We start from the raw sequence: 20,346 nt of genomic DNA, 5'->3' as shown, positions 1-20,346 counted from the left end.
ATAAATTAATGATTTACTATTCTACGTAACGGATCTGTCATTTCTTCAGATACAGTATATATCGTGTGTGTATCATCCACTTGCATCAATGTACTCTTTTGTCCTTTCTCCCCGAGCCAAAGGTGATAACCTTGTGTACTTCCGTCATCATAGACTACCTCCATGTCATAATCCGAGGCAACCATATCCACTATCCCTGGTTGTTTTACAGCGTTCAAGATTGTATTCTGAAGTGTTTTGAGCGTTCCTTCCTCTTCAGTTACCGCAAAAAACTCTTCATTTACTTGACCGAAGCTATTTGATTTGGAAATGCTTACTTTTGCGATATCTCCCTTAACGGAGAACCCTACATTCGCTTCTATTTTACGTAGTACCTCCTCACCGTCAACAGTAAATTCCGCGTACCCATTAACTACATAACGGCCTGTAGAAAAGCTTCCATTCATGACTCGTCTTATGAATGCTTTATATTCATCTGTATCATCTTCTAGAAAACTTCCGCTCGTTTCGTAATCAGCACGTAAAGGTACTCCTTTTTTTAACGTTGTATGTTCTAAAGGCGTATCCATTGAGTATTCAATAACATACTCTCTCGTTGTTTCACGAATTGGAAAGTAAAACGGTGATGCGGCATGTGAAATTTCCACCTCTTCTTTCTCTCCTGTATACTCCAATTCCGCATATATGTTAATCGGTTGGCTTTCATGATATTGTTCTTTTTCAGAAATAAGCCGATAGATAAAATCATCCTCAACCACTTCCACTCGACTCGCTACATCTTCTTCAATTGGTGTTCCTGGCTTTTCCTCTACTAGTTCACTCTGCTGACAGCCTACTAAAGTTAACACAACGAAAAGAACAGCAACTCGTAAACTTCTAAATTTCATTCAAACATACCCCCTTTCCAAATTAGACCTCTAAACAAGAAGAAGGTTACATATATCTGACAATTCTTTGTAGAATGCTAACTATTCAAGCCGCCTCTGTTGTGTTATTTTTTAAAAATAAGACGTTGATCATACTAAACGTAATGATATGATATCATGTAAGTTTAAAACGGATTATTCTATAAGTGGGGAGGGGCTTGGTTATGAGAACAATCGCATTGCCCAAAGTTAGTTTGTCAAGATCGATGGTTATAGGGGCAAGTTTCTTATTACTCTCCGCCTTACTTACATCCATTAGCCAAGTATATTACGCAAATAAAGTGCAAGGTGTCCATCCATTTTTATTTACAGGTGTAAGTTTTTTTATTACAGCGGTCCTATTCCATATGATCGCGTTTAGACAGCTTAAACAAATAAATATAAGGGCTTTGTCTTCTATTTCTGATGTAGTGAAATTAAATGGTAGTTCTGTTTTAGCATTTATGGGATTTTACTATGCATTGAAATTTGTTGAGCCCGCAATTGTTAGTTCTTTAGAGATGGCAGTTGGACCCTTATTTGTCATTGTCATCACTGCGGTAATGACGAAGCAAAAGATTCGGGCTACTCGGATACAATGGGTGATTACTGCTCTCACGTTTTCAGCCAGTTTGTTTTTGGTCTTAACAGCTATGTTCGGGTTTTCAGGTGTCCAAGTGACTCATACGAGAGATCTTATTTTCGGCATTGTGGCTTCCGTTCTTTGTGGGTTAGGTGCCGTCTTATGTACGATTTATTCCAAAAGGTTAAGCAATGCAGGCTGGACAAGTTCATCTATTTTGGCACATCGTTTTTATGCAATTATTCTTGTCTCCTTTTTGACGACATACGAGACGCTTCCAACTTATTTAATGGAAAACATAAATTGGATACTCTTAGTCGCCATTTTTGGTGTTACCGCACCAACCTATTTGTTACAAAAAGGTATTCAATATTGCGAGCCTTTTATTGTCATGATGTCCATCTGTTTTATTCCTGCCTTCACATTCTTTTTCCAGCTTTTCGATCCACGGATTGTTTGGTCTACTCCCACATTAATTGGTGTATCGATGTTGTTATTATTGGGAATTGCAAGTGTTTTTACTGAAAATGAAGAGTAATGGAGCAGGGTATGAACGTATTTCAAGGTCTCGAGTGGAGTTGAAAAGAAGTCGTGTAGCAGGAGAGTTGCCAAATGAAGAAATTAAAAGTTTTATTGAAAGAAATTAAAGACTTTTTTCTAAACGAAGACGATGCAATCGACGACAAGGAAAAGGAATACTTAGACAGCATACCGAAACAAAATTCCTTTGGTTTGATCTCCATGGTTCTAGGAGGAGTTGCATTTACTTTTGGACCCACATACGGCTTCATACCTGTCCTATCAATCGTTTTTTGTATGAGTACCTACAAAAGTTTTGATAAAGAGAAAGAAGACAATCCATGGACGTTCTATATTGGAATTGCCCTGTCATTAATCGGCTTAGTCATGTATATCCAAGGCGTTACTCATCACTTGATTTTATGAGTGACTACATCACATACCCAGTTGCCGAAACAGTTACGGATGATAAACAAAGCAATTATTTCTAACACTTTATCACTTATCGGATGACACATGACATGCAAGCAAATAAGAAGTATAATATTGATGTTTGACTAGTATGTTTAGAAGAACAAAAAAGGAATTCTAAATTCGAAAGTGAGAATAGGAATGTCACTTATCCAAAGCATAATAAGCTTTATTTTACACATTGATGAACATTTGATTGAAATCATTCAAAATTTCGGAAATTGGTCGTATGTCATCTTATTTTTAATTGTTTTTACTGAGACAGGTCTTGTTATTTTTCCTTTTTTACCGGGTGATTCACTCTTGTTTGCTGCTGGTGCTCTCGCTGCAATGGATGCATTTAATTTTGTCCTATTAATCTTAGTATTCTTTGTTGCTGCAGTCATTGGGGATGCAGTAAATTATCACATCGGTAAATCGGTAGGAACTGCGATCACTCGAAATAATTGGATAGGTAAATTTATTGATGAGAAAAAAATGCGGAAAGCTGAGGATTTCTTTAATAAGCATGGAGGAAAAACAATTGTAATTGCTCGTTTTATGCCATTTGTTCGTACGTTCATACCATTTATCGCTGGTTCAAGTCGAATGAACTATTCATATTTCTTCACATTCAATGTGTTTGGTGCCGTACTGTGGGTTGGGCTTTTCACAACTGTTGGCTATCTTTTTGGGAATATCCCGTTTGTCAAAAACAATTTTTCAACCATTATCTTATCAGTGATCGTTCTCTCCGTTCTGCCTGCTTTCTATTCTTTTGCAAAGAGTCGTAAACAAAAGTATTGAAATACGGTGCTTAAAACAAACAGGAGAATTACAATACCTACCAATTACAAGGAAATTCGAAAAACATTCCTATCTTCATTGAGATATGATATTTAATGAAGCCATATGACATAACAAGAAATAACAAAAAGGGTGCCTATGCACAAAACAAACGTGAATGTTAACACATACACCATTTGTTCTGGCTAGGCACCCTCTATAGAGCCTTCCATACTACTCACATCATCTGCTGATCGCATAAGTAGCCACACTCCGCTAATCCTTCTACGTATGCTTCTTCCCACGTAATACCATGGACGAAGCCACCTTCCGTATAGCCTGTGATTAAATAAAATTGCTCGTTTTGCTCAGGTAATTTTGAAGAGTTCTGGTTGTTATTGTCTTTTTTCATAGGGATGACCTCCTGTTTTAAGTATTTTGCATAGTATATGCAAGAACAAAGAATTTAGAAACGTTATTTCCATTTTCTATATAGAACTGCAATTACTAATAACACTAGATTGTCGTGTTTTACAATCTAATGGTAGCGCTTACATTATATAAAAGAACATGAAAAAATTTCCCGTAATACTCTGTTTGCATATCTAACTGCATATTTTTTAATTCTTCCTATTCAGTCTATTATACTCTCAGACGATCTGAAAGTCCACTGAAAAGTTACCTAATAATAAGCTATATAATAAGCGATTTTCAAAAACTGGCATACTACTAACAAAAAGACTTCCCCTCCCTAAAAATTCTCGGGCAAGAGAAGTCCTTACTGTTTCATGATTTCCTATTCTAAACGGAACCGATCTACCACATCTTGCAATTCGCCTGCAATTTCTTTCATTCGGTTTGTGGATTCCGCTACACGTTCCACTTCCCTTTGCTGTGCTTCAGAAGATGCGCTCACTTGTTCAGCGGAAGCTGCTGTTTCTTCTGATACTGCAGAAACGCTTTGGATGGCCAGCATCGCCTGGTCTTTGTGTTCTAGCATTTCTTCCAATTCTGCTGTCAATTCCATAATGGCTTGACGCATTTGGTTCGTCACTTCTACGTTTTGAGAAAAGGATAGTTCCGTGCTGGTGACAGATTGGTTTTGTTCTTCCATCACTTGCATATTGGTTGCAATCACTTCTGTCGTTTGTTCAGATTCGGCTACGATTTCCTGAACGATTCCTTGAATGACACTCGTTTCTTTCTGTGATTGTTCTGCAAGTTTCCGCACTTCCTCCGCCACTACGGCAAACCCTTTACCATGTTCGCCAGCTCTGGCTGCTTCGATACTAGCATTTAAAGCAAGAAGATTCGTTTGTGCAGTAATTTCGTGAATCGAGGTGATCACTTGATTAATGGCACCAATTTTGTTCGACAAGGTTTCCATCTGAAATTGGACTTTTTCTGTCATTTCATTGGCTGATTCATTATGCTCACGAAGCTTTTTCACTTCATTCATACCGATCTCTGTAGAAGAAACGGATTGTTTGGATAACTGATTCATATTGTTAGATAGCTCGGATAATGCATTGATTTGTTCCGCCAATTCAGCCATACGATTGCTGGTTTCTTCGGTATCTTCGGATTGCTTGGATGCACCATGCGCAATTTCCGTTGTCGCCAATGAAACTTCTTCACTAGCCGCCACAATTTCTTCGAATGCATGATGAACGTGAGTTGACGATTCATTCAAACGAGTGGCTGCTTCACGTACTGCATAAATGGCGTGGTTGGTTTGATCTAGCATATTATTGTAAGCCATGGATACTGCACCAATTTCATCATTGCGAATCAACTGTTTTCCCACATTCTGTGTCATATCTCCATTTGCGGCAGCCTCTATGGATTGCTGTAATGACGATAGAGGTTTCAGCTGCCTAAAGATGAATCCAGCTGTGACAACAGCCATTATGATAACCATCACGATTGCTGCTATAATAGTAATCCATAAAATCGCTTGGAATGTTTCTAGAATTTTCGACTTCGGCACAACAGTTTGAACGGACCACCGCTCATCGATATCGTTGAGAACAATAGGTGCGAAGGAGTTGAACGCTTCTTCATTCAGAGACTGGGAATCTACATATAGCGTACTAGTTTCACCTTCATTAATCTGTTGCTTTACAGGCTCCCAGTCGATGGCTTGCTTCATATTCGTACCATTCATTTCTTCCTTCATACTATTCGCCGTCAGATTACCGGCATCTGTAATAATGGAAGCATATCCGCCTTCAGGTTGAATTTCCTTAACAATTTCGTTTAAGAAATCAATGGATAAATCCGTAGTTAACACACCAAAAAATTCATCGTTTTCGTTGACTAATGGTACAGACAATGTCGTCATGAGAACTGTCTGTCCACCGGCATTGTACTCATAAGGTTCAGTCATGACAGCGCGCTTTTCCGATTTTGGTATCAAGTACCAGTCTCCATCGCCAGCTGTATCATACTCGCTTAATGCTTCAACATTGATGCTGTTTCCTTCTTTATATAAATACGGAATAAAACGTTTTTGAGGATCAACCAAGTTTTTATCCACTTGGTCGTTTAAAGGCACGAATCCCTTTTCAAAAATCGCGGCCATTCCAGTTGCATCCATACTCTTTTGTAAGTTATTTTGAATGACAGCGATGATCTCCTCTGTCGTTAAATTCCCCTGCGACTGTAACGTCTCAAAAATGTGCTTTGTCGTACGCAACATTTCATTTGTCTTGTTGAATCGTTCACTCAACTCCTTGGCATGTAACTGTGTATTTTCCACAGCATACTCTTCGGCATCCGACATACTTTGCTTGTGTAAAATTGCACTCGTGCTCACCGTGTAGATAATAAATAATAGTAAAAATAAACCAATGATGATCGCGGACAACTTCCAAGCTATACTTCTGAATTTCGACAACTATTGGTACCTCCTGTTAATTCATTCAGTAGTTCTGCTTTTTCATAATAAATAAAAATGCAAAAAGACCTAGTAACGTCACAAAAATATCTCCCTAAGTTCTGATAAAAACTTAGAGAGACCTCTTTTTAAAACGTTATGACAGCTGTCGTTCACAAATCTCGATGACTGCTTTTACAGATTCTGCCGATTGGTTCAGAGCATTTTGTTCCTCGTTTGTTAATGGAAGTTCAATAACACTTTCAATTCCATTCCCACCAAGAACAGTCGGAACACCTAAATAGATGTTCTGAAAACCATATTCGCCCTCTAAATAAGCAATCGACGGTAAGATTCGTTTCTTATCTTTAATAATTGCTTCTGCCATTTCAACTAAAGCTGCTGCAGGTGCATAGTACGCACTGCCATTTCCTAGCAATGATACGATTTCACCGCCACCTTTTCGGGTACGCTCGACAATTGCTTCCAGTCGATCAGCAGGAATAATTTTATCTAACGGAATACCGCCTGCATAGGAATATCGGACAAGCGGAACCATGTCATCACCATGTCCACCTAATACGAAACCTGAAATATCCTCAACGGAAATATTCAGTTCTTCGGAGACGAATGTATTGAAACGCGCAGTATCGAGTACGCCTGATTGTCCAATGACACGATTTTTCGGAAAGCCAGTCGTTTTATAACAAACATACGTCATGGCATCCACCGGGTTACTCAAAATCAACACCGTGCTATCTGGTGCATAACGTTTCACCTGTTCAGAAACGGAACGCATGATTTTTGCATTAGTCGCCACGAGATCATCTCGGCTCATGCCTGGTTTTCGTGCAACACCTGCTGTAATGATGACCATGGCAGCGTCTTGGATGTCCTCGTAATTCGATGTCCCAGTAATTCGAGAATTAAATTGCTGGACAGGACTTGTTTGAAGAAGGTCCAATGCTTTTCCTTTGGTCGGATTGGAGAGGTCTGGGATATCAACTAAGACGATATCTCCTAGTTCTTTCTGTGCCGCCATCAATGCGACGGTAGAACCTGTGTGACCTGCTCCGATCACTGCAATTTTATGTCGTTTGAAAGCCATGGAAACAACTCCTTTCTACAGAGATTGGATGTTTTTATTGGATTGGCGCGGTGTAATGTGGCTTTGGCGCGTTTCAGTGTCTGTTGGCTCGGTCTGATGATGGTTTCGCGCGGTACGACCAGACTTTCGCTCGTTCAGACAGTGGTTTGGCTCAGTACACAATAACTTTCGCGCGGACCACTAGTACAACCACTTACCAACTCAGTCTTTCTTCGGTGCTTTCGTCTTCGTTTCTGCTGGTTTCTTCACTTCAGGAACAACCGCCACTGCTGGTTTTACCATTCCATATACCGAATCATCCGGACGTGGGATTACATGTGCACCGAGTAATTCTCCAACGCGTGCTGCGGCATCGCGTCCTGCATCGACTGCTGCCTGGACTGCACCGACGTCTCCTTGTACGATAACCGTAACGATACCGCCATCGACCATCTCCTGTGAGACTAATTCCACATTCGATGCCTTGACCATGGCATCAGCTGCTTCAATCGATCCTATTAATCCTTTTGTTTCAATCATGCCGATCGCTTGACTCATGTAGATTCACCTCTCTTCACTTCTGTTGAATCAATAATGCCAATAATGACCGCGTCAATTGGAATCGGGTTTTCTTTCGGCAAGATGAAACGTGAAGAACCACCACTTGTAATCAGTACTTCATCACCAATTCCCGCGCCAATCCGATCAGCTGCGACCATATGCGTCTGTATATCATTTCCATGTGCATCAATTGGCTGAACGATCAATAGCTTGAGACCTTGTAGCCCATCCTCTTTGCGGGTTGCCCACACATTGCCGATCACTCTACCCATTCGCATGCGTCATCACCTTTTCTACTTTCTGACGGTTATCGTTTTACCAAGTTCCCGTGCAGTATCTTTTGCAAGCGCTGTGACAATCGTACCTTTATTGACGACAATTTCATCTTCCGAAATTGCTGCTAGGTCTTCAGTGGACAAGAGCTTTTTTGTAAATTCAAATGACTGCGGAGTGTTTACTTTTGCTGGACGAGATATCGTCGTTGTATCAGTTACCGGAAGTGAGCAAGCAGTTTCTGTCGCTTCACTCGGTTTCACCAGACGGCCAATCGTACCTTGTGTAATAAATCCAGCATTCGCTTCATCCGTATCGATATGCATTTCCAGACGATAGCGCTCGTTCACCCGAATTCGTACATTACGGAATGAAATCGGTCGAACTCCATCTGCTTCCACTGTGACATACTCACCATCTTGTACACCAAAACGTACCGCATCAGAGGGACCCATATGGATGTGAGATTGTGCGATAATGAGACCTTGCTCGATATGCACACTACCCTTTGGTCCAATTAATGTAATCGGAGCCGACCCTTCAATATTACCGGATTCCCGTAGTGGGGGCTTGACGCCGAGCTTCATGGCATCCGTCCAGCTGACCTCGACTTGGGTCGCCTTTCGGACAGGTCCTAAAATTCGTACGCGTTCAATACTGCTTTTAGGTCCTGCAATCATCACCGTTTCATTGGCGGCGAATTGGCCCGGCTGTGAAAGCTCGGACCGTTGTGTCAATTCATACCCTGCACCAAATAACACTTCCACGTGTTCAGGCTGCAAATGGACGTGACGGGCGGAAACCGCAATGGGAACCGCTCGTTCCGGCAATTGAGTGGGATTCTTTCCTAGTTGTCCAAGAATTTCTCCGACAATCTGTTCAATCAATTGCTGATTCATTTAGTTCACGCCTTTCTACTGTTTCCGTATCCCTTATTCGCTTTTGGGAAGGATCATTTCTAATTCGTTATGTGGTCTTGGGATGACGTGAACAGAAAGCAATTCGCCCACACGTTGTGCAGATGCTGCGCCTGCGTCTGTTGCTGCTTTAACCGCGCCCACATCACCGCGTACTAATACCGTTACGATACCGCCACCGACATGTACTTTACCAACTAAGTTAACACTTGCTGCTTTCACCATTGCGTCTGCTGCTTCGATTGCACCGATTAAACCTTTAGTTTCTACCATTCCTAATGCTGTACCTTCTCTGTTCATAATTGTTTCCTCCTAATATTGTTTTATTTTGTAAGTTGTTTAACAATTTCACTGACTAAGTTTTGTACTAAAGCAGGATCGATCTTGCTATTTGTTGAAGATGAAACATTGTTCATCACTTCAGAGACTAACTCATCCCTTGAACTTTCCACCGTTGTTCCTACGTGCTTCGGCAACTGAACTTCTTTCGTCCCATATGCCATACGTTTAATGTTCAATAAATGCTTGGCTGTAACATTATCGGATGTAATGTTACCACCGAATGTTCCGCATCCTAGTGTTAACGATGGCATCAAGCCTGTCGTTCCACCAACTGCTCCAATTGAAGACATCGTGTTGACCAAGATACGGGAAACCGGCATCTCTATCGCAAACTCACGAGCCACAGCGTCGATTTCTGTGTGTAGTGCCAAGCTATGTCCACGACCACCAAGGTTCAACAAGTCTAGGCATAACTCCTTCGCATGCTTCACCCCGTCTACAATATACATCGCAAAGATTGGTGAAAGTTTTTCCAATGAAAACGGAATGTCCTTACCGACTTTTGTTTCCATACCAACGATCAAGCGCGTGCCTTCCGGTAAAGAAATCCCTGCAAGATTCGCTATGAACTGTGGACTCTTACCGACCACTTTCGGATTGACTTTGCCCGGAACTGGTGAAATAACACCTTCCATAATCTTCTTTTCTTCATCTGATAAAATATAGGCGCCGTTTTTCTTCAACTCACGGGTGACCAAATCGACCACATGCTTGTCAACCACAATCGCTTGCTCCGTTGCACAGATTGTACCGTAATCGAAAGACTTACTATCAACGATATCTTTTACTGCCTTCTCAATCTTCGCAGAACGTTCGATATAAACCGGAACGTTACCAGGACCTACACCGTATGCTGGTTTCCCTGAGCTATACGCCGCTTTCACTAGCGCACCGCCACCCGTTGCGACGATCAGATTGATATCTTTATGTGACATCAGTTGCTGTGTCGCTTCCATCGAGGCAAGCGTTAAGCATTGGATTAAACCTTCTGGTGCGCCTGCTGCAACCGCTGCTGCGTCGCAAACTTTGAGTGCTTCCTGTGTGCATTTTATTGCATACGGGTGAGGGCTCACGACGATTGCATTACGTGTTTTCAATGAAATTAACGTTTTAAAGAACGCAGTGGACGTCGGATTTGTTGTCGGGATAATCGCTGCAACGACACCAAATGGAGCAGCAATTTCCACCACTTTATTCAAATGGTCTTCTTTGATGATACCGACCGTCTTTAAATCTTTAATGCTTTCATATACATCACGGGAGCCGACTTCGTTCTTAATTTTCTTATGAGCCGCTACCCCCATGCCAGTTTCTTCTACTGCCAGTTGCGCAAGACGACCAGATTGTTCATAGGCTGCATCCGCAACGGCTTTGACAATTTTGTCTACTTGTTCTTGGGTATAGCTCATGAATTTTTCTTGTGCTTCTTTTGCGGTTTGAACGGCCGAACGCATTTGCTGCAGGGCCAATAAATCTTTATCTACTAATTGAACCAAGCCAAAACACTCCTTTCTGGTTGCTTAAAAGTTACATAACTGTTAGGGACTGTTGATTTCCGTTCCAGGCGGACGCTTTCCACTACAATCAACTAGATATATGCAGTTGCTGAGAAAATAAAATAATCAATAGCCTAACGGATCATTTGCCATGTTCTGTACAGCTTCCCGGAAGGCGTCGGCTGCTGCTTGACAGGAGGATTGACTCCCCGTCAGCAAGCCGCCACCAAAGTTTGTTTCGGAGGGAGGCGCGTATAGTTCGCATAGCGTGACGTCAGCCGCTTTTAAGGCAGCATCTAAACCAATGACAGCTTCAATGGGCGGTGCAATCAAGTAGGCAAGTGATTGACCGACCGGGATGTTTGCCATTTCCGCTAAGTAACTGCCACAGCTGGAGATGGTGTGCGCATAGAATGCATGATCTGGATTCCCATTGATCGCTTCAAAATATGCTTCATGTTCAATGGTAATCCGAATCGAATCCAGACCGCTTTTCACTTCTTCTGGAGAAGGTCCTGCGATGATTCCAATAAACTCGCCTGACAATGGGCCGGATGAATGAGCAGCACCTGCGTAAAAACTTTTTGCGTAGACGACTTCTACATCTGTATGTTTCGTTGCCGCGTCAATTGCTGTATATCCCACATCATCGATCGTAGTCGTCACCAACCCTAAGCTGCGTTGATAAGGCTTCAGTTGAAACTTTTCTGCTAGCTCTGGGCTAACGTTTGGAATGACTTGCATCGATAAAATATCCGCAAGAATTTTCATTCGTCTCCACCTCCTTAGCCTTCTTTTTGAACAAGCGATACACCGCTCGCTTCGTACTTTAAGATCTTTTGAATGACTGTACCTAGGTATGCCCCAGCTTCGACAGGTGGGATTCCGCCTTTATGAATATTGGAGATCACCATTCGATCTGCTTCAATCGTGCCAAGTCGCGGCTGATAACACAGATACGCACTGAGCGATTCTGCTGAAACTAATCCTGGGCGTTCCCCGATCAGCATCACGACGACATCAGGTTTCAATACGTCACCAATTTCATCCATCACCGCAACTCGGCCTTTATCCACATAAAATGTAGTACCCATCTCGATGTTCAAGTTATTGAGTGATTGCTCTAATGATAAATAAACATCTTCCAGATTTTCCTCGATAGCTTTTGCACTCAGACCATTAGACGCTACGATCTGAACTACCGGTGATGTCTTGCAGCGTTGTTGAATCAATTCTTTGGCTTCATCAGAAAGTCTTCTGCCCAGATCTGGACGTCGGATATATTCTTCTTTATCCGCCACCTTTGATTGCACTTGGAATAATCCTAAACGTTCGAGCAAGTCATCCGGCACTTCACCGTAGACTGCATCGACCGCTGCCGCATGATCCAGTCGGAACTGCAGCCAAGTATTCGTTCTCGGCCGAGAACCCGCACGCCCAACGCCAACTCTTGCCGGTGTCTTTTTTCGGTACTCTGCCAGTTCATCAGCTGTCGGTTGCTTCGTTTCAGTTTTTGGTTTTGGTTTGCCATATGCTGTAGTCGGTTTCGGTTTGACCGTCGCAATAGTTCGCTGCGGCTTCACTTCTTCCGTCGTACTATGGAACGTCACGACACCACTTGGTGATGCTTGCTTCGTTTCAGCTGCCAAGTTGCCGACCGGTTGTTGTGAAAAAAGCTGTACTTTCTGTTCATGACTAGTCTGATGTGTCGTTTGACCGCTACTCGCAGCTTCTAGTTTTTCCACAACCATTTTTGTAATTTGCTGAATCAATTCTTCATTCAAGTCTATCCACCTCCTATCGATTGAACATCGTAAGATCGCCAGCACGTTGGCTCAGTTTGCCGTTTTCATAGATTCCCATCTTTTCAAGCCACTGCAAATATTCAGGTGCTGGTGTTTTGCCCAATGTTTGAATGACCGTTGCTACATCGTGATAACTCATGGACTGATAATTCAGCATGACATCATCGCCCATCGGTGCCGCAATAATGAAATTCACGCCTGCCGCTGTCAGCAAGATGCTTAAATCTTCGATGTCGTTTTGATCCGCTTTAATATGATTCGTATAGCAAATATCCACACCCATCGGTAACCCGTGCAACTTGCCCATGAAATGATCTTCGAGACCCGCACGGATAACTTGCTTGCTGTTATACAAGTACTCTGGGCCTATAAAACCGACCACTGTGTTGACGATATACGGATCGTAATGTCTAGCAAAGCCGTAGTTACGAGCTTCCATCGTCACCTGGTCTACGCCATAATGTGCTTCAGCAGACAATTCGGAACCTTGCCCTGTTTCAAAATATAGCACTTGCGGACCTGTACCTGTTCCTTGCTTCATCGCCACGTCTTTTGCTTCTGCAATCAACTCTGCTGAGATACCGAATGAACGATGCGCTTTTTCAGTTCCTGCGATACTTTGGAAAATCATATCAGCAGGGGCGCCCTGCTCAATCGCCTTCATTTGTGTCGTGACATGCGCTAGTACACAGTTTTGTGTTGGAATTTCCCATTCATTAATGAAATCTTTCGTGGCATGAAGGACACGTTTTACGCTTTCCACGGAATCGTCAACTGGGTTTATACCGATCACCGCATCTCCAATCCCGTAGGACAGGCCTTCTTTCAATGAAGTGATAATGCCATCGATATTGTCCGTTGGGTGATTCGGCTGTAAACGAGAGGAAAGCGTGCCTTTTTGTCCAATCGTAATATTACATGTCGACAAAATTTCTATTTTATTCGCTGCGTGCACTAAGTCTAAATTGGACATTAGCTTCGTAACGGCTGCGATTACTTCAGATGTCAATCCACGGCTTAGACGCTTTAATTCGCGATCACCCACCTCATTACTCAAGATGTATTCACGCAGTTCTGCGATACTCCAATTCTGGATTTCACCGTAGACCTTCTCGTTAATATCATTTTCAATAATGAGAGAGACTTCATCGTTTTCTATTGGGATTAATGGATTGTTGCGGATATCGCTTACTAACAGCTCACTAACAACTGTTTTTGCAGCAATTCGTTCTTGGACGGTTTCTGCTGCGATGCCTGCCAAGCGGTCACCGGATTTTTCTTCATTTGCTTTTGCAAGCACTTCTTTCAGGTCGTTGAACACATAGCGTTCACCGCCTAAAGTGGTCGATAAATTCACGTCCTAGACCTCCTTTACGTTGTGTGGAATGTTAAGGTTTTCACTACTACAGGCACGACACCTGAAGTTAACGCGTTGCCAATGTCGATATAGTCGCCTGTTTCCACATTGATTTGATCTATACAAATAATGCTTTGTTTCACTCTTAATGCCGCTAATGTTTGCCCAAGCACTTTAGCATGGTCTGATTGAATGACTAAAATGATGGGCTGATCCGGTTGCGGTCGTTGATTCATGATCTGCACAATTGCCTTGGCTAACGTCTGTACGTCTCGAAAACCGAGATATGGTAAATTGGAAAGATATAGCGCGAAGTTTTGCCCTTCTTTAGCAGAGTCGTATAAACTGACTGCTTGCTGAACTGCATCTTCGATATGCGATAAACCTTCTGCTAGATTCTCTTCAAAATCATATTGATAGATCGGTATATTTTTCAGCGGCAACTCATCTGGTGCTACTTGGATCGTAGCCCCGCTTATTTCAGTGGTCTGCGTTCCTGCGCCTAAAACGGTTGCGCGTACAGTTTCAATTGGTTCTTGCCACGAAAAGCTTTGCAACGATTGATTGTTCACTAACGCTTCTGCGAGCTGGACTCCGATGTCGTCATAGTTTGCCGCCTGCTCTTCATCGGCTGCATGATGGTACATGCACTCGGCAATGCCCCCAGAGAAGACAATCGTATCAATAGGCTGTTTCCAATTGGGCTCATGCCCTAGCAATAACACTTGATCTTGAGCATGCACATTCTTTTTCAAAATACGAGCTAACGATTCGGCCATAAAGTTCGTAACAAATTCTACAGCTGAAGCATTTTGCGGATCGCCAATTTGTAAAGCATAGCCTTGATCTCCCAACAACTGTTCAATAGGCGGTGAAATTGCTCTCACTTTACCTTGTTCAAATTCGATTAGGCGCCCACCAATATGCATGGTGCATGTGCCAAGCAGTTGTTTATCTTGGTACACGGCAATATTCGCTGTTCCACCGCCAATATCAATATTGGCAATGACACGACCACCTTTTCCAGACTCGTCATAGCTACCTGATCCCTTTGCTGCAATAATACCTTCTAAATCGGGCCCTGCCGTCGCTACAAGAAAGTCCCCGGCTTCATCCGACAGTTGGTGAAGCATCTCGCTAGCATTGCGCTTGGTAGCCGTTTCGCCTGTAATGATGACGGCACCTGTCTCAATTTGAGAAGGTAGAATGCCTGCCTTTTCATATTCAGAGCGAATGATTTCCTGAACGCCTGCTACATTAATCGTTACCGCATCTTGCAGTGGCGTTCGGAAGACTGGACTTTTATACAATATTTCTTTGTCCGTTATTTCAATTCGCGGCACATGCGTAACTCCTGCAACATTTCGCAAAGAGAACCGACTGATAATCAGTTTCGTCGTGCTTGTGCCAATATCAATGCCTGCACTGATGATCGTCTCGTGCTTATTGAAATTGTTCACGCCCACACCTCTTTCTGATGTATCGTTCATTTCATTAGAAATCTGAAACTTCCTTATTTTTCTTTATGTCGTTTGGCGCTTGATCCATTATGGGTTTGGCGCGGTCTTCTATGTGTTTGGATCGGTCCTGCACACTTTTGGAGCGGTGTTTCAATTGATTGGCGCTGTTCGCCATGAGTTTGGATCGGTTCTTCACAACTTTAGATCGTTTCCACTCATTATTGGCGCGTTCCTTACTCTTTCTCCTCCAGTGCCTGTCGAGACTAAACGGCGCTTTCAACTTTTGATAACATCTAGCTGCTAGCGCCAGTCTCTCGGGTCACTTCGGTCTTTCCGAAAAGGTGCAAAGTGCGCACCTTTGTCGGTAAGCCCTCCAGTGCCTGTCGAGACTAAACGGCGCTTTCAGCTTTTGATATAAAAAAACGCCTTTACAGACCCACAGAGATTCCATGGGACGTAAAGGCGCCTTTGCCATTTTTATTCACTTGTATGATCTTCACTATATCAAATTTCCTGACATGTGTAAAGCCTATCAACCAAGGAACAATAAGCGTTCGTCGGCCATCTCTTGAACGTATTGCCGCATGGAAACCAGATCATTCATCTTCGTTAATTCCTTCAAATGGTCGATGCCCACACCCGTTACTGAGGAGGTGATGACGACTGGACCTTGGTTCATGACCGTCTTCAACATACTGAGCGCTCGATCAATATCCGCTTCCGAACGGTCGCACTTCGTAACGACACCAATCGGCAGCTTGGGAATTCCCATACTGAAACCTGGCGGAAAAATGAGCTTTTCGCTAGTTGCATCTTGCAAATACAGCACATGCGAGACTTCCAACGCGGTAGCCATTATATTTTTATAAAACATAGGATTTTCCGAATACTCGCCAGGAGTATCGACAATCCAATCATAATAATTGAGCGTCTGCGTTTTGACAGCTTCGACTTTTCGACCTAACAAGGCATTCGTCAACGTGGACTTCCCTGCTCGCACCGCACCGATCAGCATGGCCTTGTTTCGCATCGTCACCACTCCTTATGACTTCGTAATGGCTGCTGGTGTGTAGCCCAACATTTCAGACAAGAACCGATTAATCTCTAGCATGGCCATTTCAACTTCTGACACACTACCAACAATTACTAGACTACCTGTAAATCGATCTAAAAAGCCAATACGAACATTAGCAGCTTTCGTCGCCAAGTCTCCCGCAATGATGACCGTTTCACTTGGTGTACAAGTGAGGATGCCTAATGCACCCGCTTCTTGAATTCCTAGTTTCTGAAACATATCAGGATCTGGGTTTGCAATTAAATGACTGAGTGTAAGCTGTTTCCCCGGAACAAACTCCTGTATAAATCGTTTCTTTTCTTCGCTCATTCTACACACTCCCTATCTAACTGGTACTATTCTTACGCCTTTGCAGTAGGAGCTTCTTTTACTTCTTCATATTCACCCGCACGGATAATTCCCGCTTCACGGTCTTGCTTTTCCAACTTCAACGCAGTCGGAACAGACAGCTTGTAAGCGATAATAATCGCACAAATACCGGCACTTAACTTACCAATTATAACAGGTAGAATGATATTCGGCTGGAAATTCGCTGTGAATGACAAGTGATCGCCGAGTAAGAATGCAGCACAAACAGCAAACGCAATATTGATCACCTTGTCTTTTGGTCTCATGTAACGAACCAACGAGAACATTGCCAAGATATTTGCGACAGTTGCTAGTAGACCTGCACTTCCTTCAGGAGACAGACCAATTTTTTGTCCGGCAGTTTCCAAAGGTCTTGCTGCATATTTACGAATCAAATAAATCATCGGGAATGCACCCGCTAACATGATTCCAATATATCCTGCTGTTTCAAGTGCACGGAATTGATCAGCTTCATCCGCCATAATCGGATCAAAGCCCCATGCGCCAAAGATTGTAGTGAAAACACCTGTAAATATTTCTACAATAGAGAACACTAGCACAAGTTTAATCGCCGCGTCCATTACGCGACCAAATATCATAAATCCGTTGATCATCATACGAGGGAAGAACTTTAATCCCAAGGCGATCAAGATAACAAAAATTAATAATGGCAATAAGTTTATGAAAATCTGTAAATAACTAATAGCAAACTCATAATTAGAGGATGCTGTTGTGCTGATGACATCGCGTACATCCGTATTGAACAAAACAACTAAACAAGAAGCGATAAACGCACCAATTGGAATTGTTAGTACGCCAGACATAATACCAAGCGCCATATACTTATGATCCCGCTTATCAAGCATCGCAAGTCCCATCGGAATAGAGAATACAATCGTAGCACCCGACATAAAACCGACGATCAATGCCATAATCCAACCTTCATTTGTCACTTTCAAGGCTTCCGCTAACTGATAACCACCCATATCTGACGCCAAAATCGTTGTGGCGGCAATCGCTGGATCTGCACCAATCGAATCAAATATAGGTCCGATAAATTTACTGATAAACCATGTTAAATATGGAATAGATGCCATGATTCCTGCTGCTGGAACGAAAATATGCCCCACTGCGTGTAAACCTGACATGAACTCCGCACCTAATCCTTCTTCCGGATTTTTTATTGCGGCAAATGCACCTGCGATTGCACAGGCCATGATAATATATACGATTACCGTACCTATCATTTCCATTTAGGTTTCCCCCTTTTAATGTAATATTGAGCACTACTTACGGTACTAAAGCCAGCAAACCACCACCTTTTTATTGGATATATTCTCAATAAATAGTAAAAAGACGACGAAAAAGCGCCTAAAGAATATAGCTCTTTAAGCGCCTTTGCTTAGATCTATTTACTTATGTGAATCAATAATTTCCTTGGCAATCGACTCCATCGTCATTTGCCGTGACATACTCGCATCCCGCATTTGCTTAAATGCTTGCTGCTCGGTTAATTGCTCCGTGTCCATCAAGATGCCCTTTGCACGTTCGACAATTTTTCGTTTTTCGACCTCTTGTTTCGCTTGTCGGACGTTTTCCTTCAGCCGCTTTGCTTTATCTGATTGATGAAGCGCCACTTCAACTGCCGGAATTAAATTAGATTCCGAAATAGGCTTAACCAAATAGCCGACCACATTGTCTTGCTGTGCTTTTTCCACAAATTCTTTTTGGCTATATGCCGTAATGATCAAAATGGGTAAATCCAGTTGCTCTCCAATAATTCGGCTCGCCTTCAAACCGTTCATCTTCGGCATCTTGATATCCATTAAAATCAAATCCGGCTTATGCAGGAAAGCCAATTCAATAGCTCTGTCTCCGTCTCCGGCTTCGCCTACTACTTCATAACCATGGTCTTGCAGGGTCATTTTCAGGTCCATCCGAATAATCGATTCATCTTCCGCTATGACGATCCGTTTTCTCATCAAATAGTTCCACCTCCGCGCCCACTGGAAAAATGATTACTGCATGAGTCCCAATCTCCCTAGGCACGTACAAAAATTCACCATTCAAGTCATTCAGCACCAAGTTATGGATGATTTCCGTCCCTAATGAAGTTTGTGGATTCCTCATTCCAACGCCGTTGTCGGAAACATGAAGTTCTACAAAATCATTATCCACGATAAATTCTACATCAATAATCCCTTGGTCTCTATCCTTAAATGCGTGTTTTAAGGAATTTTGTATGAGCTCGTTAACGATTAGCGCGATTGAAACCGCTTTCTTAGAGGTTGTTATTATTTTATTGCCATTTGGCTCAATAATCAAGTCCACTTTTAAATTTATTTCATTTAACACCATCGTAGAGCAAATTTTTCTTGTTAAATTTATAATATTTACATCATCATCATCTGCATCTTCTTTAGCAAGAATAATTTCATAGACAGAGGAAATACTATAGATTCTGTTTAATGTTTCTTCAAATGCGGCGCGACTTTCTGCAGGCACACCATTGCGCATTTGCAATCGCAGCAAGCTTGCAACCGTTTGTAGATTGTTTTTTACCCGATGATGAATTTCTTTAATGACAACAGATTTCATCATTAATTCTTTTTCTTTCGTCCGAAGTTCCGTGATGTCTTGAATAATCAGTAGAGTTTCTTTAGACTTGTTTTTTTCACGCATTTTTATTTTTTTCACAATTAAACTTTTCCGCTCAATCGTCATTTCAAATACAAATACGTCATCTTCTTGCTCAAATACCGTCTTCAAAAACGGTAACATTTCTAATAAATTCCGATTAAGCACTTCATCTTTCCCACTCATTTCGGAAATAAGTTTTAAGCCAGATGGATTAGCGTACACGAGTCGATTAGCAGCGTCTGTCAAGATGAGCATTTCCATCAGTAAATCTGAAACTACACCTAGTCCAGAACTCGTCAACTGGTCTTCCGCCGTTTCCGTGATAACCGAAAAGTTCTGTGACTGCTCATTAGGGAGTGGCATAGCGACTTCCTTCTCCTGAATCAGTACCCCGATCACTTGGTGACAGGTATTCTTGATCGGCACCACAGTCTGATCAACCATCTTGCCTTCTTGCGTCACCGCCTGCCGAATAATCGACTTTTTTCCATTCCGATATGAATAAAAAACACCCGGCTCAAATGATTCGAAAACAATCTTGCCTACGACCGAATTGTCATATAAGGACACACTGCCGATAGGGAATGCCTCAGCCACCACGATCGCTTGATTATGTGGCTTGATCTTGCAATCTATAAACATATACGCCCCTGATAAATCTGCATACGTCTGCAAGCTATACGCCATTTCTTGCAAAATCAGAATGTCCTTGTCTGTCAAGTCTGTATGCTGTTTGCATAGCTGTTCCACTGTTGCTTTAACCAACTTTTCACAACCCCACTCTAAGAAACCTATCCCTAGGACTTTGTAAATTATTATAGGACTGATTTGTTGGAAGGTCAATTGGAGGAGAGTTGATTGAAC

21 protein-coding genes are annotated in these 20,346 nt (G+C 42.4%); 3 read left to right on the top strand and 18 right to left on the bottom strand.

The window, feature by feature from the left end; translation table 11 throughout:
* Positions 1-5: 5 nt before the first annotated feature.
* A complete protein-coding gene (locus GD002_RS04180; protein ID WP_153731081.1) occupies positions 6-887 on the bottom strand; it encodes a hypothetical protein in 882 nt (293 codons plus the stop codon).
* A gap of 203 nt (positions 888-1,090) precedes the next feature.
* Here GD002_RS04180 and GD002_RS04175 point away from each other — a divergent pair, with 203 nt between their 5' ends.
* From GD002_RS04175 to GD002_RS04165, 3 genes are all read left to right on the top strand, one after another.
* The gene (locus GD002_RS04175; protein WP_153731080.1) at positions 1,091-2,026 is read left to right on the top strand and encodes a DMT family transporter; all 936 of its coding nucleotides are present in this window, start codon (positions 1,091-1,093) and stop codon (positions 2,024-2,026) included.
* 74 nt (positions 2,027-2,100) lie between these two features.
* Complete coding sequence (locus GD002_RS04170; protein ID WP_153731079.1) at positions 2,101-2,433, top strand: cell division protein FtsK; 333 nt, start codon at positions 2,101-2,103, stop codon at positions 2,431-2,433.
* A 186-nt stretch (positions 2,434-2,619) separates the two neighbouring features.
* Positions 2,620-3,264 carry a DedA family protein gene (locus GD002_RS04165; RefSeq protein WP_153731078.1) on the top strand — a complete coding sequence of 215 codons (645 nt, stop codon included), beginning with the start codon at positions 2,620-2,622 and terminating at the stop codon, positions 3,262-3,264.
* A 217-nt stretch (positions 3,265-3,481) separates the two neighbouring features.
* Here GD002_RS04165 and GD002_RS04160 read toward each other — a convergent pair whose 3' ends face one another.
* The 17 genes from GD002_RS04160 to GD002_RS04080 form a co-directional block, all read right to left on the bottom strand.
* Positions 3,482-3,655 (bottom strand): hypothetical protein, encoded by a 174-nt coding sequence (locus GD002_RS04160; RefSeq protein ID WP_153731077.1) that lies wholly within the window; start codon positions 3,653-3,655, stop codon positions 3,482-3,484.
* 384 nt (positions 3,656-4,039) lie between these two features.
* Complete coding sequence (locus tag GD002_RS04155; RefSeq protein ID WP_153731076.1) at positions 4,040-6,142, bottom strand: methyl-accepting chemotaxis protein; 2,103 nt, start codon at positions 6,140-6,142, stop codon at positions 4,040-4,042.
* Positions 6,143-6,278: 136 nt separating this feature from the next.
* Entirely contained in the window at positions 6,279-7,229 is a 951-nt protein-coding gene (gene mdh, locus GD002_RS04150; protein ID WP_153731075.1) for a malate dehydrogenase, read from the bottom strand.
* A 201-nt stretch (positions 7,230-7,430) separates the two neighbouring features.
* Complete coding sequence (locus GD002_RS04145; RefSeq protein ID WP_153731074.1) at positions 7,431-7,766, bottom strand: BMC domain-containing protein; 336 nt, start codon at positions 7,764-7,766, stop codon at positions 7,431-7,433.
* A complete protein-coding gene (locus GD002_RS04140; protein WP_153731073.1) occupies positions 7,763-8,047 on the bottom strand; it encodes a EutN/CcmL family microcompartment protein in 285 nt (94 codons plus the stop codon). Before GD002_RS04140 ends, GD002_RS04145 begins: the two co-directional genes overlap by 4 nt.
* A 15-nt stretch (positions 8,048-8,062) precedes the next feature.
* Positions 8,063-8,941 carry a phosphate propanoyltransferase gene (pduL, locus tag GD002_RS04135; RefSeq protein WP_153731072.1) on the bottom strand — a complete coding sequence of 293 codons (879 nt, stop codon included), beginning with the start codon at positions 8,939-8,941 and terminating at the stop codon, positions 8,063-8,065.
* A gap of 33 nt (positions 8,942-8,974) precedes the next feature.
* Positions 8,975-9,259, bottom strand: a complete 285-nt coding sequence (locus GD002_RS04130) for a BMC domain-containing protein (RefSeq protein WP_009499205.1) — start codon at positions 9,257-9,259, stop codon at positions 8,975-8,977.
* A gap of 23 nt (positions 9,260-9,282) precedes the next feature.
* Positions 9,283-10,755 (bottom strand): aldehyde dehydrogenase family protein, encoded by a 1,473-nt coding sequence (locus tag GD002_RS04125; protein WP_194841472.1) that lies wholly within the window; start codon positions 10,753-10,755, stop codon positions 9,283-9,285.
* A 168-nt stretch (positions 10,756-10,923) separates the two neighbouring features.
* Positions 10,924-11,568: an ethanolamine utilization microcompartment protein EutL gene (eutL, locus tag GD002_RS04120; protein ID WP_153731070.1), complete on the bottom strand. Its 645-nt coding sequence runs from the start codon at positions 11,566-11,568 to the stop codon at positions 10,924-10,926.
* A gap of 14 nt (positions 11,569-11,582) precedes the next feature.
* Positions 11,583-12,587, bottom strand: coding sequence for an ethanolamine ammonia-lyase subunit EutC (gene eutC / locus GD002_RS04115; protein ID WP_408020076.1), 1,005 nt, complete (start codon positions 12,585-12,587; stop codon positions 11,583-11,585).
* A gap of 7 nt (positions 12,588-12,594) precedes the next feature.
* Positions 12,595-13,959, bottom strand: coding sequence for an ethanolamine ammonia-lyase subunit EutB (locus GD002_RS04110; RefSeq protein ID WP_153731068.1), 1,365 nt, complete (start codon positions 13,957-13,959; stop codon positions 12,595-12,597).
* Between the two features lie 14 nt (positions 13,960-13,973).
* Positions 13,974-15,449, bottom strand: a complete 1,476-nt coding sequence (locus tag GD002_RS04105) for an ethanolamine ammonia-lyase reactivating factor EutA (RefSeq protein ID WP_153731067.1) — start codon at positions 15,447-15,449, stop codon at positions 13,974-13,976.
* A gap of 502 nt (positions 15,450-15,951) precedes the next feature.
* Complete coding sequence (locus GD002_RS04100) at positions 15,952-16,449, bottom strand: EutP/PduV family microcompartment system protein (RefSeq protein WP_194841466.1); 498 nt, start codon at positions 16,447-16,449, stop codon at positions 15,952-15,954.
* A 12-nt stretch (positions 16,450-16,461) separates the two neighbouring features.
* Positions 16,462-16,803, bottom strand: a complete 342-nt coding sequence (eutS, locus tag GD002_RS04095) for an ethanolamine utilization microcompartment protein EutS (RefSeq protein WP_153731065.1) — start codon at positions 16,801-16,803, stop codon at positions 16,462-16,464.
* A gap of 32 nt (positions 16,804-16,835) precedes the next feature.
* Positions 16,836-18,095: an ethanolamine utilization protein EutH gene (gene eutH, locus GD002_RS04090; protein WP_153731064.1), complete on the bottom strand. Its 1,260-nt coding sequence runs from the start codon at positions 18,093-18,095 to the stop codon at positions 16,836-16,838.
* A gap of 159 nt (positions 18,096-18,254) precedes the next feature.
* A complete protein-coding gene (locus GD002_RS04085) occupies positions 18,255-18,824 on the bottom strand; it encodes an ANTAR domain-containing response regulator (RefSeq protein WP_153731063.1) in 570 nt (189 codons plus the stop codon).
* Positions 18,793-20,247 carry a sensor histidine kinase gene (locus tag GD002_RS04080; RefSeq protein WP_153731062.1) on the bottom strand — a complete coding sequence of 485 codons (1,455 nt, stop codon included), beginning with the start codon at positions 20,245-20,247 and terminating at the stop codon, positions 18,793-18,795. The genes GD002_RS04085 and GD002_RS04080 overlap by 32 nt, the downstream gene beginning before the upstream one ends.
* Between the last annotated feature and the right edge of the window lie 99 nt (positions 20,248-20,346).

The organism is Sporosarcina obsidiansis, from assembly GCF_009651005.1.
Taxonomy (GTDB): domain Bacteria; phylum Bacillota; class Bacilli; order Bacillales_A; family Planococcaceae; genus Sporosarcina; species Sporosarcina obsidiansis.
Note: the sequence above shows the minus strand (reverse complement) of the source record. Positions and strands in the feature narration are given on the sequence as shown.

Bases quoted from the DNA above. Each gene is read 5' to 3' on its own strand.
- GD002_RS04180 (WP_153731081.1), bottom strand. From the start codon at position 887: ATGAAATTTAGAAGTTTACGAGTTGCTGTTCTTTTCGTTGTGTTAACT.
- GD002_RS04175 (WP_153731080.1), top strand. From the start codon at position 1,091: ATGAGAACAATCGCATTGCCCAAAGTTAGTTTGTCAAGATCGATGGTT.
- GD002_RS04170 (WP_153731079.1), top strand. From the start codon at position 2,101: ATGAAGAAATTAAAAGTTTTATTGAAAGAAATTAAAGACTTTTTTCTA.
- GD002_RS04165 (WP_153731078.1), top strand. From the start codon at position 2,620: ATGTCACTTATCCAAAGCATAATAAGCTTTATTTTACACATTGATGAA.
- GD002_RS04160 (WP_153731077.1), bottom strand. From the start codon at position 3,655: ATGAAAAAAGACAATAACAACCAGAACTCTTCAAAATTACCTGAGCAA.
- mdh (WP_153731075.1), bottom strand. From the start codon at position 7,229: ATGGCTTTCAAACGACATAAAATTGCAGTGATCGGAGCAGGTCACACA.
- GD002_RS04145 (WP_153731074.1), bottom strand. From the start codon at position 7,766: ATGAGTCAAGCGATCGGCATGATTGAAACAAAAGGATTAATAGGATCG.
- GD002_RS04140 (WP_153731073.1), bottom strand. From the start codon at position 8,047: ATGCGAATGGGTAGAGTGATCGGCAATGTGTGGGCAACCCGCAAAGAG.
- pduL (WP_153731072.1), bottom strand. From the start codon at position 8,941: ATGAATCAGCAATTGATTGAACAGATTGTCGGAGAAATTCTTGGACAA.
- GD002_RS04130 (WP_009499205.1), bottom strand. From the start codon at position 9,259: ATGAACAGAGAAGGTACAGCATTAGGAATGGTAGAAACTAAAGGTTTA.
- GD002_RS04125 (WP_194841472.1), bottom strand. From the start codon at position 10,755: ATGCGTTCGGCCGTTCAAACCGCAAAAGAAGCACAAGAAAAATTCATG.
- eutL (WP_153731070.1), bottom strand. From the start codon at position 11,568: ATGAAAATTCTTGCGGATATTTTATCGATGCAAGTCATTCCAAACGTT.
- GD002_RS04105 (WP_153731067.1), bottom strand. From the start codon at position 15,449: ATGAACGATACATCAGAAAGAGGTGTGGGCGTGAACAATTTCAATAAG.
- GD002_RS04100 (WP_194841466.1), bottom strand. From the start codon at position 16,449: ATGCGAAACAAGGCCATGCTGATCGGTGCGGTGCGAGCAGGGAAGTCC.
- eutS (WP_153731065.1), bottom strand. From the start codon at position 16,803: ATGAGCGAAGAAAAGAAACGATTTATACAGGAGTTTGTTCCGGGGAAA.
- eutH (WP_153731064.1), bottom strand. From the start codon at position 18,095: ATGGAAATGATAGGTACGGTAATCGTATATATTATCATGGCCTGTGCA.
- GD002_RS04085 (WP_153731063.1), bottom strand. From the start codon at position 18,824: ATGAGAAAACGGATCGTCATAGCGGAAGATGAATCGATTATTCGGATG.